This is a genomic window from Coralloluteibacterium stylophorae, assembly GCF_018122625.2.
Lineage (GTDB): Bacteria > Pseudomonadota > Gammaproteobacteria > Xanthomonadales > Xanthomonadaceae > Coralloluteibacterium > Coralloluteibacterium stylophorae.
Genome location: NZ_JAGQFT020000002.1, coordinates 237,036 through 260,476 on the forward strand (window position 1 = coordinate 237,036; position 23,441 = coordinate 260,476).

21 protein-coding genes are annotated in these 23,441 nt (G+C 72.7%); 10 read left to right on the top strand and 11 right to left on the bottom strand.

The window, feature by feature from the left end; all coding sequences use genetic code 11:
- The first annotated feature begins 157 nt into the window (after positions 1-157).
- Positions 158-805, top strand: a complete 648-nt coding sequence (locus tag KB893_RS03535; protein ID WP_211927054.1) for a histidine phosphatase family protein — start codon at positions 158-160, stop codon at positions 803-805.
- Positions 806-818: 13 nt separating this feature from the next.
- On the opposite strand, the gene KB893_RS03540 is transcribed toward KB893_RS03535, so the two are convergent.
- Entirely contained in the window at positions 819-2,069 is a 1,251-nt protein-coding gene (locus tag KB893_RS03540) for a 2OG-Fe(II) oxygenase (RefSeq protein ID WP_211927055.1), read from the bottom strand.
- Positions 2,070-2,207: 138 nt separating this feature from the next.
- On the opposite strand from KB893_RS03540, the gene KB893_RS03545 reads away from it, so the two are divergent.
- Genes KB893_RS03545 through KB893_RS03555 form a run of 3 tightly spaced genes read left to right on the top strand, consistent with a single transcriptional unit; the run spans position 2,208 to position 4,620 of the window.
- Complete coding sequence (locus KB893_RS03545) at positions 2,208-2,450, top strand: FeoA family protein (protein WP_211927056.1); 243 nt, start codon at positions 2,208-2,210, stop codon at positions 2,448-2,450.
- Positions 2,447-4,291: a ferrous iron transport protein B gene (gene feoB / locus KB893_RS03550; protein WP_211927057.1), complete on the top strand. Its 1,845-nt coding sequence runs from the start codon at positions 2,447-2,449 to the stop codon at positions 4,289-4,291. Before KB893_RS03545 ends, feoB begins: the two co-directional genes overlap by 4 nt.
- Positions 4,292-4,293: 2 nt before the next feature.
- Positions 4,294-4,620, top strand: a complete 327-nt coding sequence (locus tag KB893_RS03555; protein WP_211927058.1) for a DUF6587 family protein — start codon at positions 4,294-4,296, stop codon at positions 4,618-4,620.
- 67 nt (positions 4,621-4,687) lie between these two features.
- Here KB893_RS03555 and KB893_RS03560 read toward each other — a convergent pair whose 3' ends face one another.
- From KB893_RS03560 to trxA, 5 genes are all read right to left on the bottom strand, one after another.
- Complete coding sequence (locus KB893_RS03560; RefSeq protein WP_211927059.1) at positions 4,688-5,158, bottom strand: DUF2147 domain-containing protein; 471 nt, start codon at positions 5,156-5,158, stop codon at positions 4,688-4,690.
- Between the two features lie 104 nt (positions 5,159-5,262).
- Complete coding sequence (locus KB893_RS03565; protein WP_211927060.1) at positions 5,263-5,511, bottom strand: DUF2188 domain-containing protein; 249 nt, start codon at positions 5,509-5,511, stop codon at positions 5,263-5,265.
- Positions 5,512-5,731: 220 nt separating this feature from the next.
- Positions 5,732-7,849: a bifunctional serine/threonine-protein kinase/formylglycine-generating enzyme family protein gene (locus tag KB893_RS03570; protein ID WP_213173442.1), complete on the bottom strand. Its 2,118-nt coding sequence runs from the start codon at positions 7,847-7,849 to the stop codon at positions 5,732-5,734.
- Between the two features lie 65 nt (positions 7,850-7,914).
- The gene (locus KB893_RS03575) at positions 7,915-8,406 is read right to left on the bottom strand and encodes a DUF4442 domain-containing protein (RefSeq protein WP_211927736.1); all 492 of its coding nucleotides are present in this window, start codon (positions 8,404-8,406) and stop codon (positions 7,915-7,917) included.
- 76 nt (positions 8,407-8,482) lie between these two features.
- Positions 8,483-9,358 (bottom strand): thioredoxin, encoded by an 876-nt coding sequence (gene trxA, locus KB893_RS03580; RefSeq protein WP_211927735.1) that lies wholly within the window; start codon positions 9,356-9,358, stop codon positions 8,483-8,485.
- Positions 9,359-9,440: 82 nt separating this feature from the next.
- On the opposite strand from trxA, the gene KB893_RS03585 reads away from it, so the two are divergent.
- Positions 9,441-10,085: a DUF998 domain-containing protein gene (locus KB893_RS03585; protein WP_211927734.1), complete on the top strand. Its 645-nt coding sequence runs from the start codon at positions 9,441-9,443 to the stop codon at positions 10,083-10,085.
- Between the two features lie 2 nt (positions 10,086-10,087).
- On the opposite strand, the gene KB893_RS03590 is transcribed toward KB893_RS03585, so the two are convergent.
- The 3 genes from KB893_RS03590 to KB893_RS03600 form a co-directional block, all read right to left on the bottom strand.
- Entirely contained in the window at positions 10,088-12,349 is a 2,262-nt protein-coding gene (locus tag KB893_RS03590; protein WP_211927733.1) for a family 20 glycosylhydrolase, read from the bottom strand.
- Between the two features lie 77 nt (positions 12,350-12,426).
- On the bottom strand, positions 12,427-15,069 hold the full coding sequence (locus KB893_RS03595) for a TonB-dependent receptor (RefSeq protein ID WP_213173484.1): 2,643 nt from the start codon (positions 15,067-15,069) through the stop codon (positions 12,427-12,429).
- Positions 15,070-15,212: 143 nt separating this feature from the next.
- Entirely contained in the window at positions 15,213-16,232 is a 1,020-nt protein-coding gene (locus KB893_RS03600) for a glucokinase (RefSeq protein ID WP_213173485.1), read from the bottom strand.
- A gap of 384 nt (positions 16,233-16,616) precedes the next feature.
- Here KB893_RS03600 and KB893_RS03605 point away from each other — a divergent pair, with 384 nt between their 5' ends.
- Genes KB893_RS03605 through KB893_RS03625 form a run of 5 tightly spaced genes read left to right on the top strand, consistent with a single transcriptional unit; the run spans position 16,617 to position 22,289 of the window.
- Entirely contained in the window at positions 16,617-17,906 is a 1,290-nt protein-coding gene (locus KB893_RS03605) for a sugar MFS transporter (RefSeq protein WP_211928062.1), read from the top strand.
- A 44-nt stretch (positions 17,907-17,950) separates the two neighbouring features.
- Positions 17,951-19,015, top strand: a complete 1,065-nt coding sequence (locus KB893_RS03610; RefSeq protein ID WP_211928061.1) for a LacI family DNA-binding transcriptional regulator — start codon at positions 17,951-17,953, stop codon at positions 19,013-19,015.
- 12 nt (positions 19,016-19,027) lie between these two features.
- Positions 19,028-20,059, top strand: a complete 1,032-nt coding sequence (locus tag KB893_RS03615) for an SIS domain-containing protein (protein ID WP_213173443.1) — start codon at positions 19,028-19,030, stop codon at positions 20,057-20,059.
- Positions 20,059-21,219 (top strand): N-acetylglucosamine-6-phosphate deacetylase, encoded by a 1,161-nt coding sequence (gene nagA, locus KB893_RS03620; RefSeq protein ID WP_211926416.1) that lies wholly within the window; start codon positions 20,059-20,061, stop codon positions 21,217-21,219. Before KB893_RS03615 ends, nagA begins: the two co-directional genes overlap by 1 nt.
- Entirely contained in the window at positions 21,216-22,289 is a 1,074-nt protein-coding gene (locus KB893_RS03625) for an acyltransferase family protein (protein ID WP_211926417.1), read from the top strand. Before nagA ends, KB893_RS03625 begins: the two co-directional genes overlap by 4 nt.
- A gap of 14 nt (positions 22,290-22,303) precedes the next feature.
- Here KB893_RS03625 and KB893_RS03630 read toward each other — a convergent pair whose 3' ends face one another.
- On the bottom strand, positions 22,304-22,570 hold the full coding sequence (locus KB893_RS03630) for a formate dehydrogenase subunit delta (RefSeq protein WP_211926418.1): 267 nt from the start codon (positions 22,568-22,570) through the stop codon (positions 22,304-22,306).
- Positions 22,571-22,577: 7 nt separating this feature from the next.
- Positions 22,578-23,438, bottom strand: a complete 861-nt coding sequence (gene fdhD, locus KB893_RS03635; RefSeq protein WP_211926419.1) for a formate dehydrogenase accessory sulfurtransferase FdhD — start codon at positions 23,436-23,438, stop codon at positions 22,578-22,580.
- Positions 23,439-23,441: the final 3 nt, after the last annotated feature.

The following is a 23,441-nucleotide window of genomic DNA, read 5'->3' on the forward strand; positions in this document are numbered from 1 at the left end:
GTCACTGTAGGCGGCGCCGAGGCGGCGGAAGGGTGTCGGAGGTCATGGCCGCGCGACCGGCTCTGCTAGAGTCCGGCGGGTTTGCCGCCATCCGGGGATCCCCAAGCATGCGCCCGAGCCGTCCCACGTCCCGTCCGTCCCGCCGCGGAGCCTGCGCATGCGCGTGATCCTCGCCCGGCACGGCGAGACGCCGTGGAACGCCGAAGGTCGCTACCAGGGGCAGACCGACATCCCGCTGTCGGAGGTGGGCGAGCGCCAGGCACGCGCGCTGGGCGAGCGCCTCGCCGGCGTCACCATCGACCACGCGGTGGCCTCGCCGCTGTCGCGGGCGCAGCGCACCGCGCAGCTCGCCCTGGGCGAGGCGCGCGCCAGCCTGCTGGCCGCCGACGCCGACCTGATCGAGATCGGCCACGGCGACTGGGAAGGCAAGCTCGCCGCCGAGATCCGGGCGCTCGACCCCGACCGCCTGGAGGCGTGGCGGGTGGCGCCGGACACCGTGCAGATGCCGGGCGGCGGCGAATCGATGCCGGTCGTGGCCGAGCGTTCCTGGCGCGGGCTGGCGCGTGCGGTCGAGGGCATCGGCGCGGACGAGACGGTCCTGGTCGTGGCGCACGATGCGGTCAACCGCGCGATCCTGTGCCGCGTCCTCGGCCTGCCGCTGTCGCGGCTGTGGGCGTTCCGGCAGGCACCGACGACGATCAACCTGCTCGAAGGCCCGGACGTGGAGCATCTCGACGTGGTGCGCCTCAACGACTGCGCCCACCACACGCCGCTGTTCGGCGAGGCCGTGCACCGCGCGCTCTAGTTCCTCGACGCGTTCAGCGCTGGCGGCCCTGCCGGATCCACAGGGTCGCGACCCACTTCTCCCCGCGCAGGACCGGCTCGCCGGCGTGCAGGGTGCGCGGATCGGGATCGCCGGCGGCATCGAGGTTGTCGAACAGCAGCATCGCCCCCGGCGCGACCGGAAGCCGGATGTCCAGGTCGGGGAAGACCGTCGCGCCACCGGCCGCCGGCGCGCGCAGGTAGGCGATGACGGTGGCCGCGCGCTGGCCGGCGCCGCCTGCCTGAAGCGGCACCACGCGGCTGGGCGGGAGGTAGTCGCGGTGCGGGCGGTATTCCTCGCCGGGACGGTAGCGCAGCAGGATCAGCGGCTCGGCATTGCCGAGCGGCAGGCCGGCAAACGCGGCCATGCGCTGCTGCACGGCGACGAGGCCGATATCCTCGATCAGCGGATCGAAGCTGGCGTCGTGGCTGGTGCGCAGCGGCGCTTCCAGGCGTGCGCCCGTGCCCGGATCCACGGTCGCCGAGCGGTGCAGGTGCGGCGCGCCGAGCAGCATCAGCAGGTGCGCCTCCTCGGGCGAGAGCGCGCCGCGGGCGACATGCACGCGCGGCTGCGACGGATGCAGCCGCGCCTCGACCGGTGGCGGCGCGAGCGCCGATTCGAGATGCCGGGCGATGAGCGCGGTCGACGCCGGCGGCCTGCCGGGGGGCGGCCGCAGCGGCGCCGCCGAGCCGGTCGCGAGCGCACGGGCCAGGGCCTGGGCGCGATCGCGGTCCGGCGCGCAGCCGTGGCCGCGGAACAGGCGTTCGACGAGCAGGGCCTGGCCGATCGGGTCGCCTGCGCCGGCCGCGGCCTCCAGGCAGCGCGTGGAGTGCGCCTGCGCGGTCGCGTCGGCGCTGCGTCCGAGCATCACTGCGATACCGCGCAGCGCCGCCGGATGACCCGCACCTGCGGCCTGCGTCAGCAGCTCGGCTGCCCGTGCCGTATCGGGCGCGTCGCCGAGGCTGCCCAGGGCCAGGGTGGCGAGGGTGAAGCGGGCGGCGGCATCGCCGGCCTCCGCGGCGCGGGCGAGCCACGCCCGGCCCGCTTCCGGCTCGGCGGAGCCGGCGACGCCGTGGAGCAGGAGGCGGCCGAGATCGCGCTGCGCCGCGGCGAATCCGGCTCCGGCCGCGGCGGCGATGAGGGCGAGCGCCTGCGCCGGCTCTTCGTCCCGGGCGAAGCGCGCGAGGCCGTCGCGCCAGGCGCGTTCGGCCTGCTCGGGGCTCATCGGCGGCGGGAGCGCATGCATCGGCGCATGATGCCAGCGCCGGCCGCGCCGTCGGTCCGCGCCGGAATGCTGCGTCTTCGGCGGCGAAGGACGGCAGGGCAGGCAGGGGCGACGATAAGGTCTACAATTCGAGACTTGTTCTCATTCGTACCTGCTCCCATGACCCTTGCGCAGCTGCGCCGGAACGTGCCGGCCGTGGTGGACTCCCTGGACGCGGCGCCGGGCGATGCGATCGCGCGGCGCCTGCGCGAGCTCGGCTTCGTGCCGGGCGAGGCGGTGCGCGTGGTCGCGGTGGCGCCGTTCGGCGGCGACCCCATCGTGGTCAGCATCGGCACCACCCGCTTCGCGCTGCGGCGCGCCGAGGCGGCGCGGGTCCGCGTGACCGAGGCGGTGGCGGCATGAATGCATCCGTGGACCCGCTGCGCATTGCCCTCGTCGGCAACCCCAACTGCGGCAAGACCGCGCTCTTCAACCGCCTGACCGGCAGCCGCCAGAAGGTCGCCAACTACGCCGGCGTGACCGTCGAGCGCAAGGAGGGCCGGCTGCAGACGCCGGGCGGCCGCAGCGTGCTGGTCCTGGACCTGCCCGGCGCCTACAGCCTCGAGGCGACCAGCCCGGACGAGGCGATCACCCGCGACGTCTGCCTCGGCCGGCGCGCGGACACGGCGCAGCCGGAGCTGCTCGTCGCGGTGGTCGATGCCACCAACCTGCGCCTGCACCTGCGCTTCGTGCTCGAGCTCGCGCGGCTCGGCCGGCCGATGCTGGTGGCGCTGAACATGGTCGACCTGGCGCGTCGGCGCGGTCTGGAGATCGACACCGCGGCGCTGGCGGGGGCCCTGGGCGTGCCGGTGGTGGAGACGGTGGCGATCCGCCGCAATGGCGCCGACGGCCTGCTCGCCCGGCTCGACGTCGAAGCGGCCGCGGTGCCCGCGGCGCCGGCGCAGGATGCGGACCTGCACGCCGAGGTCCGCTCGATCCTGGCGCGCAGCGTGCGCACGCCCGCCGTCCGGGAGACGGTCGATGCCGGCATCGATCGCGTGGTGCTGCATCCGGTGGCCGGTCCGCTGCTGCTCGCCGCGCTGCTGTTCTTCATGTTCCAGGCGGTGTTCGCCTGGGCCGAGCCGCTGATGGAGGCGATCGAGGGCGGCATCGGCGCGCTCGGCGCGTGGACCACCCAGGCGCTGCCCGACGGGGTGCTGAAGAGCCTGCTGGTCGACGGCATCTTCGCCGGCATCGGCGGCGTGCTCGTGTTCCTGCCGCAGATCCTGATCCTGTTCCTCTTCATCCTCGCGCTGGAGGAGTCGGGCTACCTGCCGCGGGCCGCGTTCCTGCTCGACCGGCTGATGTTCAAGGCCGGCCTGACCGGGCGCGCCTTCATCCCGCTGCTGTCGAGCTTCGCCTGCGCCATTCCCGGGATCATGGCCGCGCGCACCATCGCCGACCCGCGCGACCGGCTCACCACGATCCTGGTCGCGCCGCTGATGACCTGTTCGGCGCGCCTGCCGGTGTACGCGCTGCTGATCGCCGCCTTCATCCCCGAGCGCAGCGTGTGGGGGCTGTTCAACCTGCAGGGGATCGTGCTGTTCGGACTGTACGTGTTCGGCATCGTCAGCGCGCTGGTGGTGGCGCTGGTGATCAAGTGGATGCGGCGCGACAAGAGCGAGCACTCGCTGCTGATGGAGCTGCCGTCCTACCGGCTGCCGCATCCGGGCGACCTGCTGCGCGGCCTGTACGAGCGCGGCATGATCTTCGTCAAGCGCGTCGGCGGGATCATCCTGATCCTGACCGTGGTGCTGTGGTTCCTGGCGAGTTTCCCCGCGCCGCCCGACGGCGCCACCGGGCCCGCGATCGACTACAGCTTCGCCGGCCGCATCGGCCACTTCATGCAGCCGCTGTTCGCGCCGATCGGCTTCAACTGGCAGATCTGCATCGCGCTCATCCCCGGCCTGGCCGCGCGCGAGGTGGCGGTGGCCGCGCTGGGCACGGTGTACTCGATGTCCGGCTCCGACGACGCGATCGCCGCGCAGCTCGGCCCGCTCATCGCCGACCAGTGGACGCTGGCCACCGCGCTGTCGCTGCTGGTCTGGTTCGTGTTCGCGCCGCAGTGCCTGTCGACGCTGGCCACGATCCGCCGTGAGACGAACTCCTGGCGCTATGTCGCGATCAGCGCCGGCTATCTGTTCGGCCTGGCCTATCTGGCCTCGCTCGCGACCTACCAGATCGCCGCGGCGCTGGGAGGCTGACCGTGCAGGGTGGTGCGCTCTACGCCGTGGTCGAAGCGCTGCTGGTCGGCGCGGTGGTGGCGGCGTGCCTGTTCGCCCTGCTCCTGCGCTGGCTCCCGCGGACCTGGCTGCGCGCGCCGCTGGGGCGCTTCCTGGATCGTCCGCGACGGCCGGCATGGCTGCGGCGCATCGGTGCGGGATGGCATGCCGAGGCGAACGCACCCGGCTGCGCGAGCGGATGCAGCGACTGCTCCCCGCACTGCGCGGCGCACCCCGGTCCGCCGGCGGCGCCCCGCGACGAGGATCCGGAGCGGGACGCCAGGCGCATCCCGCTCCAGCTGCGGCACTGAGCGCCCGCAAGGACGAAGGGCGTGCATCGCTGCACGCCCTTCGCATCCGCAGCCTGGATGCCTGCTCTCAGGCGCCGTCGGCCGCGCTCTCCGGCTGGCGCTGCCATTCCTGGGTGCGGCCCAGCAGCGAGAAGCCGAGGTAGCCGCGCACCTTGAGCACGTCGCCGCCCTCCTCGAGTTCGGCCTTGGCCTTGTAGACCTTGCCGTTCTTCGGGTCGAGGATCATGCCGCCGGTCCACTCCTCGCCCTCGCGCTGGAGGCCGGTGAGGATGGTCATGCCGACGATCTTCTGGCCCTTGCGCTGGTCGGTGCACTCGTCGCACACGGGATCGGGATCCTCGCCGGGCTTGCGGAACAGCTTGACGATGCGGCCCTGCAGCTGGCCGTCCTGCTCGCTGATCTGGATCAGCGCCTTCGGTTCGCCGGTGGAGTCGTCGATGCTCTTCCAGACGCCGACCGGTGTCGCCTCCTGGGCGAGCAGCGGGCCGGCGACGAGGAACGCGGAGGAAAGGGCAAGGCTCAGGATGGCGCGACGCATGAATGTCCCCTCGATGTCAGGTGGGCGACATGGTGGCATGCGCGGAGCGCACGCGATGAACCGATCGGAGACGATCGATGTGCGTTCGCAGCAAACGCAGGGCGTCATGTGGGGCGGGTCAGGGCGTGCCCGACGGTGTAGATGCGCTCCACGCGCAGGTCGTCGAGACCGTAGAGCACACGCACCGCGGTGCTCGCACCGGTCATGCGGAATTCGTAGCGGGCCTGCGCCGAGGCGGCGACGATGGCCGCATCGCGGGTGCGGAAGCGTTCGCCGGCGCGGAGCCCGTCGACGTGGACCTGCCATCCGGATTCGTTCGCGGGGATCACGTCGTAACAGCGGGATGCCTTCATCGACTGCGCTTGCGGAAAGGAAAGAGGCCCCTCTGCCGGCATGGCATCCCGGGGTGTGCACGCCGCCATCCGTGGCAGCCGGCCGGTTCGTCGACCGGGCAGCGGGGGCCGCATAGGGTGCCGCCGCGGCGCGGCGGGCGCCGTCGGAGTTCGGGATCGGGTGGGGTAGGAAAATTCCCGAGTCGCTGCCCGGAGCGATGCCCGGCGCGGCGCCGACGCCTCAGTTGGCGGCGGTCTGCAGGCCGCGTTCGTGCGCACCGTACTCCCGCACGAGGCGGAAACCGACGTCGTCGTAGCCGCGGTCGGCTTCCTGCGCTGCGCTCCAGTCGATCGCGATGCCGCCGTCGTCGCGCCAGGAGCGGCCGGCGGCGAGCCTGGTGGCGCCGCTGCCGTCGGCGAGCCACTCGGCGACGTTGCCGGCGACGTCGCGCACGCCATGGGCGCCGCTGCTGGCGCTGCCGACGGCGCGGGTCCCCTCCCAGCCGGCCGCCCGCGCCGCGACCTGCGGCAGCAGCTGCCGCCATTCGGCCAGCGTGGGCAGGCGGTAGGCGTGGCCGGTGCGCGCGCTGAGCCAGGCCGCATAGTCGTGCGCATCGGTCCAGCTCACGCACACCACCGGATGGGTGGCGTCCTGCTCGAAGCCCGGATCGCGCCAGCTGCGCCGGTCGAACAGGCTGAAGCCGCTGCTGTTCGGACACGGGCCGTCGCTGCGCCCGGTGGCGCGCACGAACCGGGCGTATTCGCCGCGGGTGACCTCGTCGCGCATGACCGCCAGCGCGGGCGCGCCCGGCAGCACGAAGCGCAGCTCCGGACCGCCCGGGTCGCGCAGCGCATCACCGCGGCGCGGCAGTGCATCGATGCGTGCGACCACGTCCTGGAGCTCCGGGTGCGGGAGGTCGAGCTCGCGCATCAGCGCGGCCGCGGTCTCCGCGCCGGCACGGTTCCAGTCGCCGATCGCGGTCGCCAGGCGCTGTTCCAGCGCCTCGGCGACATGCGCCTTGAAGCGTCGCCAGGCGTCGCCGGCGCCGTTGCCGGTGCCGACCGCCAGCGCGCGGGCACGCGCGAACGCATCCTTGACCTCGCCGTCGGCGCCCTGGCGGGTGTAGCTGTCGACGTGGATGGCAAGCCGTTCGAGGAGGCGTTCGAGGCCATCGGTGACGCGCGGATCCGAAGGCGCCTGCTGCCATGCGGCATAGAGCGACTCGGCGGCGTTGTCGCCGGGCTGGCGGGTCAGGCGATCGTTGGCGAGCTGCTCCTCGAAGGCCGCGAAGCGCGCCTCGGCCTCGGCCGCGGTGTCGGCGTCGCCCGGCTGCTCCGTGGCGGGCGGCAGCGCTGCCGCCGTGGTACCGGCAAGGGATGGTGCGGGCGCGGAGAAGGAGGGCGGGCGGGTGCCGAACCAGAACGCGCCCAGCGCCAGCAGCGCCAGCGCGGCGGCGGCGGCCAGCGCGGTGCGTGGGACGCGCCGGCCGGTGCCGCCGCGGTCGGCGGCGATGCGCTCGATGTCCGCCAGCATCGCCGCGGCGTCCGGATAGCGCGCTTCCGGGGCCTTCGCCAGGGCGCAGTCGATCACCCGCTGCCAGGCGCGCTGTGCCTGCGGCAGGCGCGGAATCGGCGCCTGCGCATGCTTCAGGGCCAGCGCGAGCGGGTCGTCGGCACGATAGGGCGCCTCGCCGGTCAGCAGTTCGTAGGCGAGCACGCCGACGCTGTAGAGGTCGGCGCGGCCGTCCACGGCATCGCCGCGGGCCTGTTCCGGTGCCATGGTCGCGGCGCTGCCGACGGCGAGCCCGGCGCTGGTGATGCGGCCGCTGGTGCTGATGCGCGAGATGTCGCGGCGCGCCAGGGCGATGCCGAAGTCGGTGAGCTGCGGGCGGCCATCGGTGTCGAACAGCACGTTCTCCGCCTTGACGTCGCGATGCACGACGCCGCGCGCATGCGCATAGCCCAGCGCGTCCAGCAGCGGGCGCAGGATCGCCGCGATCCGCGCCGGATCGCGGCCGAGGTCGCGCCGGGTCAGGTCGCCGCCCGCCAGGTAGGGCATGGCGTAGAAGCTCAGCCCGTCGGCGGTGCGGCCGACTTCGTGGATGGCGACGATCGCCGGATGCTGGAGCCGCGCGATGGTCCGCGCCTCGTCCTCGAAGCGCTGCCGTGCGACCTCGTCGCTGAGCGCGTCGCGGGAGATGATCTTGATCGCCACCTCGCGCTCGAGCGATTCCTGCTCGGCCAGCCACACCGACGCCATGCCACCGGCGCCGAGCGGGCGCAGCAGGCGGTAGCCCGCGATGACCGGCGGTCCCGGGGCGCGGAGCGGGGTGATGGTGGAGGCGGGCGCGTCGTGCATGCGGCAGCGGTCAACGGCTGGCCGCGAAGGATACGGCAGGCTTCCGGCGCGATGTCTGCGAGACGTCAGTCAGCGATGTGAACGGCATCGGCCGGCGGCCCGGCGGTCTGCTTGGGACGCTTGCGCCGCACGTAGACCTGCTTGCGCACCTGTGCGACCACGTCGCCCTGGGTGTCGCGGATCTCGGTGTCGAACCAGTGCAGCACCTTCTCGCCGCCCGCCGCGGCCTCGCGCAGGGCAGCGAGGGTGGCCTCTTCGAGGTCGAAGGTGGCAGCGACCGTGCCGCGCCCGGGCTTCAGGAATTCGATGCTGCCCGCGCGGTCCCACACCATGTAGTCGCGGCCCAGGTTCTTCAGGACCATGATCATCCAGAACGGGTCGGTCATCGCGAACAGCGTGCCGCCGAAGTGGGTGCCGACGTAGTTGCGGTTGTACCAGCGCTGGCGCAGCTCGACGCGGGCGTGGCGCAGGTCGTCGGACAGCGCACGCACGCGCACGCCGCTGAACAGGAACGGCGGCCACAGGTTCATGAAGCGCTTGAGGGTGCTGCCTTTCATCGTGCGTCTCGCCTGCGGGAGGCGAGACAATACGCTGACGTATGGATGGAGTCACCCGTCCGGCGCGTGCGGCGCCTCAGAACAGCAGCGAGGACATCCGGCGCCGGTAGGTCGATACCAGCTGCGCGTCGTCGATGACGCGGAACGCGTCGATCAGCGCCTTGCGCGGCAGGCCCTCGTCGAAGTTGCGGTCGCGGGTCAGCATCTCCAGGAAGTCCTGCAGTGCGCCTTCGCTGTCGCCGGCGACCAGGCGGTGCGCGCCGCGGCGGTGCAGGGCACACAGGTCGCCGGGATCCGCGGCCAGCGCGGCCTCGGTGTCGGCCAGCGACGGCGCGTCCTGCAGCAGCGCGGCGAAGCCCAGGCGCGCACGCGCCTGCACCGCGCGGTCGTCGGTGGCGAGGTTGGCGGGCAGGGCGTCGAGCAGGACTTCCGCCTCGCTCGCCGCGCCGGTGCGCAACAGCGCCAGGGCGAGGTCGAGCTTGAGCTCGTCGCGGTCCGGCTCGGCGGCCACCGCCTCCTTCAGCCGCACGACCTCGGCATGCGGGTCGACGGCCACCGTCTCGGGCTCGACCGCCTCCTGCGCCGGCGCGCCGGGCTGGACGCCGTGGTGGGCGAGGAACTCGCGCAGCTGGCCCTCCGGCAGCGCGCCGGGGAAGCCGTCCACCAGCTGCCCGTCCTTGACCAGCATCACCGTCGGCACCGAGCGGATCTGGAAGGCGCCGGCAAGTTCCTGCTCCTTGTCGACGTCGACCTTGGCCAGCAGGAAGGCGCCGTTGTACTCCGCAGCGAGCTTCTCCAGCAGCGGCGTCAGCGATTTGCACGGCCCGCACCAGGTCGCCCAGAAATCGACCAGCACCGGAACCTGCATCGACTTCTGCAGCACCTCGGCCTGGAAGGCGGCGGCGGTGGCGTCGAAGACGTGGGCGGAAGCGGCGGTCGGAGTGGCTTGCATGGTCGGGTCCGTAGCGAGGATCGCACTGCACATTGTGCCGCGCCGGTCGAAATCAAGCCGACGGCGGCGTAGCCTCGCGCGCATGCCTTCCCGCTCCCTTCGCGACCGCCTGCTGTGGGCCGGCATCGCTGCGCCGCTCCTCTTCCCGGTCGCGTTGCTGACGGTGGCCGCGCTTACGCCCGGCTACGACCACGCACGCCACGCCATCGCGCTCCTGGGCAGCCCCGGCGCGGCGTTCGCGGGCGCGTGGAATCTCGCCGGCCTGCTCCTGCCGGGCCTGCTGCTGGTGGCGTCCGCATGGGCGCTGGGCGCGCCGCTCGCGCGCGATGGCGTCGGCTCCGCAGGACGGATCGGCCTGTGGATGCTCGCGTTCTCGGGCACCGCCTTCGCCGCGCGCGGGGTGCTGCCGTTTCCCGCCGACGACGCCTACGGCGCGGCCGCGCGGCTGCACGCGGCGAGCCATGCGTTCGCCCTGGTCGCCTTCGCGCCCGGCGCGTTGCTGGTTTCCGCCAGCACGCGCTTCCGCGCCGGCTGGCGCGCGCTGACCGTCCTGGGTCCCGCACTGGTGGCGGCCTTCGTGCTCGCCGTGGTCTGGCCCGCGGGCGTGCTGGTGCCGGCCTTCGTCGACGCCCCGGGCGCCGCCGAACGGCTGACCCTGGCGCTGTATTTCGGCTGGTTCCTGCTCGCCGCAGGCGTCGCCCTGCGCCGGGAGTCCCGGCGCGGCTGAACTCAGCGTCCGGGGACCAGCTCCACCCGGTCGAGCACCCATATCGTCGGTCGGGTGTCGCCGGTGAAGAACAGGCACAGGTCGCCGCTCCCGGTGCCGGCCGGCAGCGCCGTCTCGAGCGTGGCGAAGCCGTCGGCAGCGGGCCCGGCCGGCAGCGCGATGCGCGCGAGCTCCGGGCCGTCGCAGCCGGCGTGCAGCTGCAGCTCGCCATGTTCGGTCGCGGCCGGGCGGACGCGACGATTGCCCTCGTCCTGCGCCAGCTGGAAGTAGTAGGGGATGCGGCCGGCGCGCACGCGCACGGCGCGGGCCTCGGCGAGCGGCGCGTCCTTCCACTCCCAGCACGGGTCGAAGATGTCGACGTTGAAGATCGCCCGCGGCCCGTCCGCGGGGCCGTCGTCCTCCAGGCGCAGCGTCAGGCTGTCGCTGCACATGGCCAGGTGCTCCTCGTCGCGCCGCAGGCGGCTCGCGGCGTCGATGCGCCGCGCCACCGGCGGCGCGAGCGGCGAACCCTGGTCGAACACCGCCGCGCGCAGCTCCGCCGGCGGGGCGAGGTCGAACGCGCCGGTGTAGCGGCGCGAATCCGCGTCCGGCGCGCTGCCGTCGAGGGTGTAGCGGATGTCCTCGAAGCCGAGCGGGTTCGACAGCCGCACCCGGGCCGCGTCGGCATCGCGGTCGTCGACCTCGACGCGCACCGAGAACGGCGTGTGCGCGTAGCCGAGGCCGAGGGCGCGGTAGCGTTCGAGCTGGGCCGGCAGGCGTGCGCGGAAGGCGGCGAAGTCGCGCTCGTCCTTCGGCGACCAGGCCACCTCGGCCAGCGCCGCGGCGCGCGGGAACATCGCGTGCTGCACGCGATCGAAGCTGCGCAGGTGCTCGGTCCAGGTATTGGCCTGCACGCCGACGATGTGCCGCGCCTCCGCGGCCGACAGGGCGGCGGGCACCGGCTCGAAGGCGTAGACCTGCTGCAGGTCGATGATCGACGGCCGGCCCGGCGGCTCGCCCGGCAGGTCGGTCTGCAGGTAGTCGAGGTAGAGCTCGGACGACGGTGCCATGACCACGTCGTGGCCCTGTTCTGCCGCCTCGATGCCGCCCTCGGTGCCGCGCCAGGACATCACCGTCGCCTCGGCCGGAAGGCCGCCTTCCAGGATCTCGTCCCAGCCGATCAGGCGCCGCTCGTGGGCGACGAGGAAGCGCTCGATCCGGGCCATGAACCAGCTCTGCAGCGCCGTCTCGTCCTCGACCCCGAGCGCGCGCATCCGCGCCTGCACGGCCGGCGAGTTCTCCCACTGCCGCTTGAACGCCTCGTCGCCGCCGACATGGATGTAGCGCCCGGGAAAGAGTTCGATCACCTCGGCCAGCACGTTCTCGAGGAAGGCCAGCGTCTCCTCCTCGACGTTGAACAGGTAGGGATGCACGCCCCAGTCGCTGGACACCGCGGTCGGTCCGGCGACGCTGCCGAGCGCGGGGTAGGCGGCGACCGCGGCCTGCGCATGCCCCGGCATCTCGATCTCCGGGACCACGGTGATGTGGCGCGCGCTCGCGTAGGCCACGACCTCGCGGACCTGGTCCTGCGTGTACCAGCCGCAGTAGGGGCGCGGCGTGCCGGTCGCGGGGTCGCGGCCGCCGTCGCCGGCGGGGATGCGGCAGCCGCCGACCTCGGTCAGGCGCGGGTAGCGCCTGATCTCGATCCGCCAGCCCTGGTCGTCGGTCAGGTGCCAGTGGAAGACGTTGAGCTTGTGCAGCGCCATCGCGTCGAGCAGGGACTTGATCTCCTCGACCGACTGCAGGTGGCGCGCCGAGTCCAGCATCAGCCCGCGCCAGGCGAAGCGCGGCGCGTCCTCGATCGCCACCGCCGGCATCCGGCCCTCGGCATCGAGGAGCTGCCAGAGGGTCACCGCGCCGTAGAAGAGCCCCGCCTCGGTGGCCGCCTCGACGCGCACGCCGGCTGCGTCGGCATGCAGCCGGTAACCCTCGCGGGGCCCGTCGGCCGCGGGTGCGAGGGTGAAGGTGATCGTGGCGCCGGCCCCGGGCGCGGCGTCGGCCTGGCCGCTGCGGCGCAGCAGGTCGGAGAAGAAGGCCGCGACCCGCTCCGCCTCCGCACCCTCGGCGCGGAGGCGGGCGGGATCCACCGCCACGCGGCCGCCACCGAGCTCGACCCGCGCGGGCATGGGGATGAGCGCCGGCATGCGGGTTGGCGCGGCGCCGGACGCGGCGGCGCTGGCGAGACAGCCGAGGCAGAAGGCGAGGACGAGTCGGGACGGGCGCATCGGGTGGACTCCGGTCGGGCCTGCAAACGCGACGGGCCTGGAAGTCCAGGCCCGTCGTGGCGGTGCGGTGGTACGGATCAGAACTTGAACTGCAGCGAGGCCATGTAGCGGCGGCCGGACTTGTACCTGCCCGCCGGCAGGCTCTTCTCGCCGAGGTACTGGAAGTACTCCTCGTCGAGCAGGTTCATCGCGTCCAGCGACAGCGACAGGTTGTCGTTGAAGGTCCAGCCGAAGCTCGCGCCGAGCTCGGCGTAGTCGTCGACGCTGGCCGGCGCCGCACCGGCCACGTAGCCGCCGGCCAGGTAGTGGCTGCGCCAGTTGTAGGTCAGGCGGCCGCTGAAGGGTCCCATCTCGTAGTAGGGGCTCAGCGCAACGCTGTTCTCGGACTGGTAGGGCAGCGGATCGCCGGTGTTGTTCTCGCCGTCGGCATAGGTGTAGTTCGCGGTGAGGCCGAAGCCGGTGTCGCCGAAGGGCTGCTGGTAGCTCAGGTTGAAGCCCTTGACCTCGCCGTCGCCGGCGTTGCGCGGGCGCTGGATGCTGTAGTCGCAGTAGCCGTCCGCGGTGCAGCCGTTGCTGCCGACCAGCGCCGCCCACGCGGCGGGGTCGTTGTCGCGGATCGAGTTGTACTGGCGCTCGATCGTGGCGCTCGAGTCGATGTAGTTGGAGATGTCCTTGTAGAACACCGACGCCGCCAGCACCGCCTCGTCGGCGAAGTACCACTCGGCCGAGACGTTGAAGTTGGTCGATTCGTACGGCGACAGGTCGGCGTTGCCGCCGCTGCCGGTGAGCTGGGTGTCGTTGAGGAAGGTGTTGTTCACCATCTGGTTGTACGGTGCCCAGGCGATGACCTTGGCCGCGGCGAAGCGGTAGAGCACGTCGCCGCCGTTGTCGAGCACGACGTTGAGCGAGGGCAGCCAGAAGTCCTCGTCCTTGCTGCGCGTCTGCCACTTGCTGTCGAGGTCGTCGAGGGTCGGCGTGCCGCTGTAGACGAAGCCGCTGCCGTCGGTCTCGGACTTCACGTAGCGCAGGCCGACGTTGCCGCGGAACAGGTCGCTTCCGAAGTCGAACTGCGCGTAGCCCGCGGTGTTGGTCTGCTCCAGCGCCCAGGTGTTGTTGAGGTAGCTGGCCGGATCCGGGTTGTCGTAGTCCACCGGGCTGTTGCGGATCCAGTCGAGCACGTTGTCGCGGCCGACCTCGATGTGCTGGCCGTGGCTCGGGTGGAAGCCGTCGATGTCGGTGTAGCCGATGGTGCCGACGTCGGCGAGGGTGCCGACGGCGACGCCGCCGTAGACGTTGAGCGCGAAGCTCTCCTCGTGCCTGGCGCGGCGCACGCCGAAGCGCAGCTGGTTGAACACGCTGTCGAACTTCACGTTGAAGTCGAGCTGGCCGTACTCGTCCTCGCTTTCGGTCGAGAAGATGCCGTTGTTGCCGAGCCAGCCGGTCGCGCCCCAGTTGGCCGGATCGCGCGAGGCCTCGACGTCGTCGAACTGCAGGCCGCGGTCGATGTCCCAGCTGAAGCCGCCGTTGTAGACCGGCTCGATGAAGAACTGCGCCAGGTCCCTGTTCTCGGACTCGGAGCGGCCGATCTGGCCGGACATGCCCCAGCCCTCGCCGTTGAAGCTGCCGCGCAGGTCGATGCCCTTGGTGGTGACCTCGGACTCGCGCACGTTGTTGTCGTAGATCACGGTGCCGCCGCCGGGCACGTCGCTGGCGGTCGAGTGGCCGCCGGTCACCACGCCGTCCGGGCCCTGCACCAGTTCGTCGACGGCGGCGCGGGTGCCGTCGTTCCAGGTCAGGAAGCTGTAGAGCGACTGGTTGTAGTTGTCGAAGTTCTCGCGGATGTAGAGGCCGCTGAGGTTGAACTCGAGCGCGTCGCTGGGCTTGAGCTGCAGGTTCACCACCGCGCTGTCGCGCTCGCGGTCCTGCTGGAACCAGGCGGCGTTGATCGAGTTCGGGACCTGCGCGTCGGGATCGAGCCCGCCGGCGGCGATCTGGTCGGCGACGTTGGGGAAGGAGGACGCCGGCGCGTAGCCGAACACCTCCAGGCCCCGGCGGTCGACGCGCTCCTCGTAGTGCTGCGCGGAGACCGCCACGCCGAAGGTCTCGGCCGGATTCTTCCAGCTGTAGAGCAGCGAGGCCGAGGGTTTCCCCTCGCTGGCCTGGTCGCTGTAGTTGTAGCCGACCGAGCCGGCGACCGAGTTGGCCTCCAGGTCGAGCGGCTGGCGGGTGTGCATCAGCACCGTGCCGCCGAGGCTGCCTTCCGGCAGCCGCGCCTCGGAGGACTTGATGACCTCCAGCCGGCCGAGGATTTCCGGGGCGAGGAGGGTGTAGTCGAAGCCGCGGTTGGGCTGCTCGCCGTAGAGCCAGATCGCCTGCGCGACCGGATGCCCGTCGAGGAAGGTCAGGTTGAGGCTCGGGTCGGTGCCGTCGATGCTGACGCGCTCGCCCTGGCCGAAGCGGCGGTCGAGCGACACGCCGGGGATCTGCGACATCGCCTCGGCGACGTTGGTGCTCGGGAATTCGCCGATGTCCTCGGCGGTGATCGCCTCGGAGATCGTGTCGTTGTAGCGCTTGGTATCGAGCGACTTCTCCAGGCTCGCGCGGATGCCGGTGACGACGATGGTGTCGAGCTCGGTCGCGCGTTCCTGCGCGTCCGGCGTGGTCTGAGCGTGTGCCTGTGCCGCGATGCACAGCGCGGCGGTGACGGCGGCGGACAGCATGGATTTGCGGTGGTTCACGGCCTTGCCCTCGTTGCTTGACGTGAAGGAATGCACCGGTCGACTGCTCCGGAACACGTTGACGGTCCCCGCCCGGCACGCGCGTGGCGCGGCCGGCCGTTGTGTGTCCTGGAGCGGCTGAAGCCTCAGCCGCTCCCGATCTGGTCGAGGTACCAGTGGGCCGCACCGATCACGCCCAGCTGCCCGTGCTCGACCACGCGCACGGGAATCCGCTGCAGGGCCTCGCGCATGGGGCCCTTGTTGAGGAAACGTTCGACGAAGCTGCTGGCGAGCAGGGCGTCGTGGATGCGCGGCAGGATCCCGCCGGCGAGGTAGACGCCGCCCTGGATGCCGTAGAGCAGGGCCATGTCGCCGACCACGCTGCCGAGCAGGCCGCAGAAGACCTCCACGGCCTCGCGGGCCAGCGCATCGCCCGCGGCCTGTGCCGCGGTGGTGATGGCATCGGGCGCGACATGCCGCGCCGGCTCGCCGCGCAGCGCAGCCAGCGCCGTATAGATGTTCACCAGGCCCGGCCCGGACAGCGCGTGCTCGATCGGCACGTGGCTGCGGTCGCGCATGAGTGCGCCGAGGAGCGCGAGTTCGAGCGGCGTGCCCGGCGCGAGGCCGGCCTGGCCGGCTTCGGTGGCGAGCACGGTGGCGCCGCGGCCGGTCGGGACCCAGACCGCGGCGCCGAGGCCGGTACCCGGGCCGACGACCAGGGTGGGGCCGGTGGGCGCGGTGTCCGGTCCGGCCAGCCGCGACACCGCACTGGCGTCGACGTAGGCGGCAGCGTGCGCCACCGCCTCGAAGTCGTTGACCAGGCGGAAGTCCTCCAGGCCCAGGCGCACGCGGATGTCGGTCAGCGACAGGCGCCAGGGCAGGTTGGCGGTGATCACGCTGCCGTCGTCGAGCGCGTAGCCTGCGCTGGCGATCACCCCGCGGGTGATGCGCGCGCCGCCGAGGTCGCGGACGAAGGCCTCGAAGATCTCCGCCAGCCCCGGGTACTGCGCGCACACGAACTTGCGGTAGGCCAGCACCCGCACCGGGTGCAGCGGATCCGTGCCCGCCGAGACCAGCCCGAGGCGGACGTGGGTGCCACCGACGTCCGCGGCGAGGAAGGACAGCCCGTCCGCGGAGCGTGCGTCGGTCGTGGGCTGGGCTGCGATCGCTGGCACGTCGACTCCGGCGGTTGCGGCGCTGGCAGTGCGCCGTGGACTCAGGTGTGACCGGAGTCTCGGCGGATGCTGACAACGATGTCAACGGCCGATCACGAGATCGCAACATCACCCTGGCAGGCCCGGCGGCGCCGGCGGTGTAATCACGGGACACGCGCGCCGCGGTCCTCTCGCTCCAACGCGTCGGCGCAGGTTCGGGCATTGGAGCACGGTGGCTTCCCTTCGCGCTGCAGCACCGCTTCGGCGCACCCGGGTGCCGCAACGGGCGTCCTGCCGTCCCGCTTGACGGCATCGTCGTGACAACGTTATCTCGTGCATCGAACACACGATCGTCATCGCGACGCCCGTGCTCCCCGAGAACGCCGGAGCCCACGCATGAACGCCATCGACGCCACCCCCGCTGCGCTCGCCCGTCCCGCCAGTTCGCTGGCGACGGTGGGCGTGCTGTTCTTCGTGATCGGGTTCTTCACCTGGATCAACGGGCCGCTGATCACCTTCGTGCAGCTCGCGTTCGAGCTCGACGAGGTCAACGCCTTCCTGGTGCTGATGGTGTTCTACCTGTCCTACTTCTTCCTCGCCCTGCCGGCCGCCGCGCTGCTGAAGGTCACCGGCATGAAGAAGGGGCTGGCGCTGAGCCTGGCGGTGATGGCCTGCGGCGCGGCGGTGTTCGGCGAGTTCGCGACCCGGCGCTGGTATCCCGGTGCGCTGTCGGGCCTGTTCGTGATCGGTGGCGGCCTGGCGCTGCTGCAGACCGCGGTCAATCCCTACGTCAGCATCCTCGGCCCGATCGATACCGCGGCGCGCCGCATCGCGCTGATGGGCATCTGCAACAAGGTGGCGGGCATGCTCGCGCCGATCGTGATCGGCACCTTCGTGCTGCACGGCATCGGCGACCTCGCCGCCGAGGCGGCCTCGGCGGATGCCGCCACGCGCGCGGCGCTGCTGGCCGAGTTCGCGGCCAAGATCCATCTGCCCTACATGGTGATGGCCGGGGTGCTGCTGGTGATCGCGCTCGGGGTGCTCGTGTCGCCGCTGCCGGAGATCAGCGCGGCCGCCGCCAACGCCGTGCCTGTCGCGTCCGGCGGAGCCGCGCCACGTGCGAGCATCTTCGCCTTCCCGCACCTGTGGCTCGGCGTGCTGTGCCTGTTCACCTATGTCGGCGTCGAGGTCATGGCCGGCGATGCCATCGGCACCTACGGCCGCGCGCTCGACCTGCCGCTGGACCGCACCAAGTTCTTCACCTCGTTCACCCTCGGCGCGATGCTGGTCGGCTACCTGGTCGGGCTGGTGGCGATCCCGCGGCTGGTCTCGCAGTCGCGCTACCTGGCGTTCTCGGCGGTGCTGGGCGTGGTGTTCGCGGCCTGCGCCTTCCTCACCCGCGGCTACCTGTCGGTGGGCTTCGTCGCCGCGCTGGGCTTCGCCAACGCGATGATGTGGCCGGCGATCTTCCCGCTGGCGATCAAGGGACTGGGCCGCTTCACCGAGACCGGCTCGGCGCTGCTGGTGATGGGCATCGCCGGCGGCGCGATCGTGCCGCAGGCCTTCGCCGTGCTGAAGCAGCACTTCGACTTCCAGCTGGTGTTCCTGCTGGTGATGGCGCCCTGCTACCTCTACATCCTGTTCTATGCGCTGCGCGGCCACCGCGTCGGGCTCGGTCGCGCCTGACTTCGCGCATCATGGGGACCTCCCTCGCCAGCAAAGATGCCGCCGTGCGCAGACCCACCATCAAGGACGTCGCCGAGCGCGCCAAGGTCTCGCTGAAGACCGTCTCGCGGGTCATCAACAACGAGCCCTCGGTGATGCAGGCCACGCGCACGCGCGTGCTGCACGCGATCGCCGAACTCGACTACGAACCGGATCCGTCCGCGCGCAACCTGCGCAGCGGCACGCCCTTCGTGATCGGGCTGGTCTACGACAACCCCAACCCGTACCACATCATCGGCGTGCAGAACGGCGTGCTCGCCGCCTGCCGCGAGACCGGCTTCGGCCTGCAGATCCATCCCTGCGACTCGACCTCGCCGCTGCTGGTCGAGGAGCTGATCGAATGGGTGCAGCGCTCGCGCCTGGCCGGCCTGGTGCTGACCGCGCCGATGTCCGAACGCGTGGAGGTCACCGGCGCGCTCGCCGCGCGCGGCATCCCGCTGGTGCGCATCATCGCGGCGACCGAGGATCCGCAGGACGGCCAGGCCTGCGTCTACGTCGACGACAACGACGCCGCCTACGAGATCACCGAGCACCTGATCCAGCTCGGCCACCAGCGCATCGGCTTCCTGTGGGGCGGCACCCTGCATCGCTCCAGCCAGGAGCGCTACGACGGCTACGCGCGCGCGCTGGCCGACTACGGCATCACCCTCGACAAGCACCTGGTGGTGCAGGGCGACTACACCTTCGACGACGGCTTCCGCGGCGCGCGCCGCCTGCTGGCGCTGCGCGATCCGCCGACCGCGATCTTCGGCTCCAACGACGAGATCGCGGCGGGCGTGCTCGCCGCGGCCAAGTCGGCGGGCATGAACGTGCCCTACGACCTGTCGATCGCCGGCTTCGAGGACAGCCCGTTCTCGCGCCAGTCCTGGCCGCCGCTGACCACCGCCAAGCAGGCGACCGAGGAGATCGCGCGCCACGCCGCGAGGCTGCTGATCGGACGCCTGCGCGAGGACGCCTACGCCGATGCGTCGGTGGCCATCCACAACAAGGGCTTCGTGCCGCAGCTGGTGGTGCGCGGCTCGACCGCCCCCATGCGCCCGCGCGAGGCGCGTCCACCCACGCCAGCCTAGGTCCCGTCCTCCATGTCCGACCCCCTCTCCACGCGCGCGACGCTGATGTTCCAGGAAGCGGCCGAGGCGGCCGACGTCGTCGAGCGCCAGTTCGCGCGCAACGGCGAGCGCGTGGAGGCGCTCGCCGCGCGCCTGCGCCAGGCGCCGCCGCCGTTCGTGGCGACCTGCGCACGCGGCAGTTCGGACCACGCGGCGACCTACGCCAAGTACCTGATCGAGACCCGGCTCGGCGTGGTGACCGCTTCGGCCTCGCCGTCGGTGGGCTCGGTCTACGCCAGTCCGCTGAAGCTCGCCGGGGCGCTGTTCATCGCCATCTCGCAGTCCGGCAAGAGCCCCGACCTGCTGCGCAATGCCGAGGCCGCGCGCGCCGGCGGTGCGCACGTGGTGGCGATCGTCAACGTCGAGGACTCGCCGCTGGCCGCGCTGGCCGACACCGTGCTGCCCCTGCACGCCGGCCCCGAACGCAGCGTGGCCGCGACCAAGAGCTACATCGCGTCGCTGGCCGCGGTGCTGCAGCTGGTGGCGGCGTGGAGCGGCGACCCCGGGCTGCACGCCGCCCTCGAGGCCCTGCCGCAGGCCCTGCGCACGGCCTGGCAGAGCGACTGGAGCGGCCTCGCCGACGGGCTGGTGGACGCCCGCAACCTGTTCGTGCTCGGCCGCGGGCTCGGGCTCGGCATCGCCCAGGAGGCGGCGCTGAAGTTCAAGGAGACCTGCGGCCTGCACGCCGAGGCCTACAGCGCCGCCGAGGTCCGCCACGGACCGATGGCGCTGGTCGGCCCCGGCTTCCCGGTGCTGTGCTTCGCGCAGCCCGACGACACCGAGGCCGGCACCCTGGCCCTGGCCGAGGAGTTCCGCGGCCGCGGCGCGCAGGTGTGGGTCGCCTCCGCCCGCGGCGACCTGGCGCTCGCGGCCGCGCCGCATCCGGCCTGCGCGCCGCTGCTGGCGATCCAGAGCTTCTATCGCGCGATCGAGACGCTGGCGCGGCGGCGCGGACTCGATCCCGATCTGCCGCCGCACCTCAACAAGGTCACGGAGACGGTGTGATGGCCACCGCGCTCATCAACGGCCGCGTGCTCGGCGACGACGGCTTCGTCGAAGGACGGGCGGTCCTGGTCGAGGCGGGGCGCATCGTCGCCCTGGTCGCCGCGGACGATCCGTGCGTGGCGCAAGCGCGCACGCACGACCTCGCCGGCGCGACGCTGCTGCCCGGCTTCATCGACCTGCAGGTCAACGGCGGCGGCGGCGCGCTGTTCAACAACGCGCCGACGGTCGACACCCTGCGCACGATCGCGCGCGCGCACCGCCGCTTCGGCACCACCGGCCTGCTGCCGACCCTGATCAGCGACGACGCGGAGGTGATGCGCGCGGCCATCGCCGCGGTGGGCGAGGCGATCGCGCAGGGCGAGCCGGGCGTGCTCGGCATCCATCTCGAGGGCCCCTACCTGGCGCCCGCCCGCAAGGGCACCCACGACGCGGCGAAGTTCCGCGTACCCGACGCCGCCGAGATCGCGATGGCGACCTCGCTGCGCGGGGGGGCGACCCTGGTCACCCTGGCGCCGGAGCGCGTGCCGGCGGCGACCATCCAGGCGCTGGTCGCGGCCGGGGCGCGCGTGGCCGCCGGCCATACCGCCGCGACGTACGACGAGGCACGCGCGGGGCTGGCGGCCGGCATCAGCGGCTTCACCCATCTCTACAACGCGATGTCGCCCCTGACCGGGCGCGAGCCCGGCGCGGTCGGCGCGGCGCTGGAGGACCGCGGGAGCTGGTGCGGGATCATCGTCGACGGCCACCACGTGCACCCGGCCAGCCTGCGCGTGGCGCTGGCGGCGAAGCCGCGCGGCAGGCTGTTCCTGGTCACCGATGCGATGCCGCCGGTCGGTGCCGAGGACCCCAGCTACGTCCTGTACGGCGAGACCATCACCGCGCGCGACGGCATCTGCCGCAATGCCGCCGGGGCGCTCGCCGGCTCCGCGCTGGACATGGCGACCGCCGTGCGCAACAGCGTGGCCTGGCTCGGCATCGGCCTGGACGAGGCGGCGCGGATGGCGTCGACCTATCCGGCCGCGTTCATCGGCCTCGGCGACACGCACGGGCGCATCGCTCCCGGCTATGCCGCCGACCTGGTGGCGCTGGACCCCGCGCTCGAGGTCGTCGGCACCTGGATCGCCGGCGCCCACCAGGCCGCGACGCCCGCGCCGGCATGAGCGGAGCGGGGCGGCGCTTCGCCTCGGTCGACGCGCTGCGCGGCCTCACCGTCGCCGCGATGCTGCTGGTCAACAACCCGGGCGACTGGGGCCATGTCTACGCGCCGCTGCAGCACGCGGCGTGGAACGGCTGCACGCCCACCGACCTGGTGTTTCCGTTCTTCCTGTTCATCGTCGGCGTGTCGATCGCCCTGGGCCTGGTGCCGAAGCGCGAGGCCGCTGCGGCAACCGCGGCGCTCGACCGCGACGTACTGGTGCGCGCGCTGCGCATCGTCGGCCTCGGCCTGGGACTGCACCTGTGCGCCTGGCTGCTGCTCGACCTCGCGCACTTCAGGCCGTGGGGTGTGCTGCAGCGGATCGGGCTGTGCTTCCTCGCCGCAGGGCTGGCGGCGATCCACCTGCGCGCGGTCGGGCAGTGGGCCTGCGCCGCTGCGCTGCTGGCCGGCTACGCGCTGCTGCTGGCCGCGACCGGCGGCACCGCGCCCTTCGACAACATCGTCGACCGTGTCGACGCCGCGCTGCTCGGCCCGCATCTCTACGTCTTCGATGCCGCGAGCGGCCGCGGCCACGATCCCGAGGGCCTGCTGTCGACGCTGCCGGCGATCGCGACCACGCTGCTGGGCGTGCGCGCCGGCGCCTGGCTGCGTGCTGGCCGCTGGCGGGCGCTGCTGACGTTCGCGCCCGTCGCGCTCGCGGCGGGCTGGGCCTGGTCGCTGGTGCTGCCGTTCAACAAGAACCTGTGGACCTCGTCCTACGCGCTGTGGACGGCGGGGTGGGCCGCGACGGCGCTGCTCGCGGCGCACGTGCTCATCGACAGGCGCGGCTGGCCGGCGCTGGGCCGCAGCTTCGGCATCAATGCGATCGCGGCCTATGCGGGGTCGGCGCTGATGCTCTACGTGCTCACCGCGCCGGGCTGGTGGGAGGCTGCCTACCGGCGCGGCATCGCGTCTTGGCTCGCGCCCGTCGCCGGGCCCGAGGCGGCCTCGCTCGCGTTCGCGCTCGCCGTGGTCGCGCTGTGGTGGGCGATCGTGGCGCTGATGGCGCGGCGCGGGATCGTGATCAGGATCTGAGGCCGCCGCGCGGCTCAGCCGGCGTCGCCGCCGCCTTCGGGGTAGGGCGGCGGCGGGTTCTGGTCCTTGCGCGGGGCCAGCCGTTCGATCGCCTTGCGCGGGAGCGGCTCGAGCAGTTCCCCGCCCTGGCCGAGGTAGGCCACGATCTGGTTGCGCATGCGCGGCTCCCAGAAGCGCTGCAGGTGCAGGACCATGCCCTCGATGGCGGCGTTCTCCTCGGGTTCGGCGGCGAAGTAGCGGCCGATGTCGTTGGCCATCTCGGCGAGGCGGTTCGGGTCCATGCGGATGTCAGTCCTGGTGCGCGTCGGCGCGGTCGTGGCGCAGCCGCTGCGGATGGGTGTAGACGGCATGCCCGTCGTCGCGGGCGAAGCCGACCAGGGTGAGCCGGCAGCGCTCGGCGAGCGAGATCGCCAGCGCGGTCGGCGCGGAGATGGCGGCGAGCAGGCCGACGCCGGCGCTGGCCGCCTTCATCGCCATTTCGTAGCTGGCGCGGCTGGTGACCACGCAGAAGCCGGCCGCCGGGTCGACGCCAGCGACCGCCATGGCGCCGATCAGCTTGTCCAGCGCGTTGTGGCGGCCGACGTCCTCGCGCACCAGGCGCAGCGTGCCGTCCAGGTCCGCCCAGCCCGCGGCATGGGTGGCACCGGTGGCCGCGGCCAGTACCTGGGCATCGCGCAGCGCCTGCAGGGCCCCGCGCAGCGCGCCCGCCTCGACGCGCGGATCGGCCGCGACCGCTGGCGGGTGCCGCAGCGCGGCCTCGAGCATCTCGGTGCCGCAGATCCCGCAGCCGCTGCGGCCGCTGAGGTTGCGGCGGCGCCGGGCCAGCGCCTCCGCGCGCGCGGGCGGGATCCGCGCACGGACCTCGACGCCTTCCATGAGCTCGTCCACCGCCTCGACCTCGACCTCCTCGACGCGCGCCACCACGCCCTCGGACAGGGCGAAGCCGAGGACGAAGTCGTCGAGGTCCGCCGGCGTGGCCATCATCACCGCGAAGGGCGCGTCGTTGAACACGAGCGCGACCGGCACCTCCTCGGCCACCGCGTCGTCGAAGGCGCTGCGCTGGCCTGCGCGCCAGCGCTCGACGCGCCGCCGCGCGACGCCCGGCGGGTCCTGCGCGACGTGCGCCGCGGGGCGGGCGGTCGCGCTCATGCG

Coding starts and splice junctions, on each gene's coding strand:
- KB893_RS03535 (WP_211927054.1), top strand. CDS start 158: ATGCGCGTGATCCTCGCCCGGCACGGCGAGACGCCGTGGAACGCCGAA.
- KB893_RS03540 (WP_211927055.1), bottom strand. CDS start 2,069: ATGCATGCGCTCCCGCCGCCGATGAGCCCCGAGCAGGCCGAACGCGCC.
- KB893_RS03545 (WP_211927056.1), top strand. CDS start 2,208: ATGACCCTTGCGCAGCTGCGCCGGAACGTGCCGGCCGTGGTGGACTCC.
- feoB (WP_211927057.1), top strand. CDS start 2,447: ATGAATGCATCCGTGGACCCGCTGCGCATTGCCCTCGTCGGCAACCCC.
- KB893_RS03560 (WP_211927059.1), bottom strand. CDS start 5,158: ATGCGTCGCGCCATCCTGAGCCTTGCCCTTTCCTCCGCGTTCCTCGTC.
- KB893_RS03565 (WP_211927060.1), bottom strand. CDS start 5,511: ATGAAGGCATCCCGCTGTTACGACGTGATCCCCGCGAACGAATCCGGA.
- KB893_RS03570 (WP_213173442.1), bottom strand. CDS start 7,849: ATGCACGACGCGCCCGCCTCCACCATCACCCCGCTCCGCGCCCCGGGA.
- KB893_RS03575 (WP_211927736.1), bottom strand. CDS start 8,406: ATGAAAGGCAGCACCCTCAAGCGCTTCATGAACCTGTGGCCGCCGTTC.
- trxA (WP_211927735.1), bottom strand. CDS start 9,358: ATGCAAGCCACTCCGACCGCCGCTTCCGCCCACGTCTTCGACGCCACC.
- KB893_RS03585 (WP_211927734.1), top strand. CDS start 9,441: ATGCCTTCCCGCTCCCTTCGCGACCGCCTGCTGTGGGCCGGCATCGCT.
- KB893_RS03590 (WP_211927733.1), bottom strand. CDS start 12,349: ATGCGCCCGTCCCGACTCGTCCTCGCCTTCTGCCTCGGCTGTCTCGCC.
- KB893_RS03595 (WP_213173484.1), bottom strand. CDS start 15,069: ATGCTGTCCGCCGCCGTCACCGCCGCGCTGTGCATCGCGGCACAGGCA.
- KB893_RS03605 (WP_211928062.1), top strand. CDS start 16,617: ATGAACGCCATCGACGCCACCCCCGCTGCGCTCGCCCGTCCCGCCAGT.
- KB893_RS03615 (WP_213173443.1), top strand. CDS start 19,028: ATGTCCGACCCCCTCTCCACGCGCGCGACGCTGATGTTCCAGGAAGCG.
- nagA (WP_211926416.1), top strand. CDS start 20,059: ATGGCCACCGCGCTCATCAACGGCCGCGTGCTCGGCGACGACGGCTTC.
- KB893_RS03625 (WP_211926417.1), top strand. CDS start 21,216: ATGAGCGGAGCGGGGCGGCGCTTCGCCTCGGTCGACGCGCTGCGCGGC.
- KB893_RS03630 (WP_211926418.1), bottom strand. CDS start 22,570: ATGGACCCGAACCGCCTCGCCGAGATGGCCAACGACATCGGCCGCTAC.
- fdhD (WP_211926419.1), bottom strand. CDS start 23,438: ATGAGCGCGACCGCCCGCCCCGCGGCGCACGTCGCGCAGGACCCGCCG.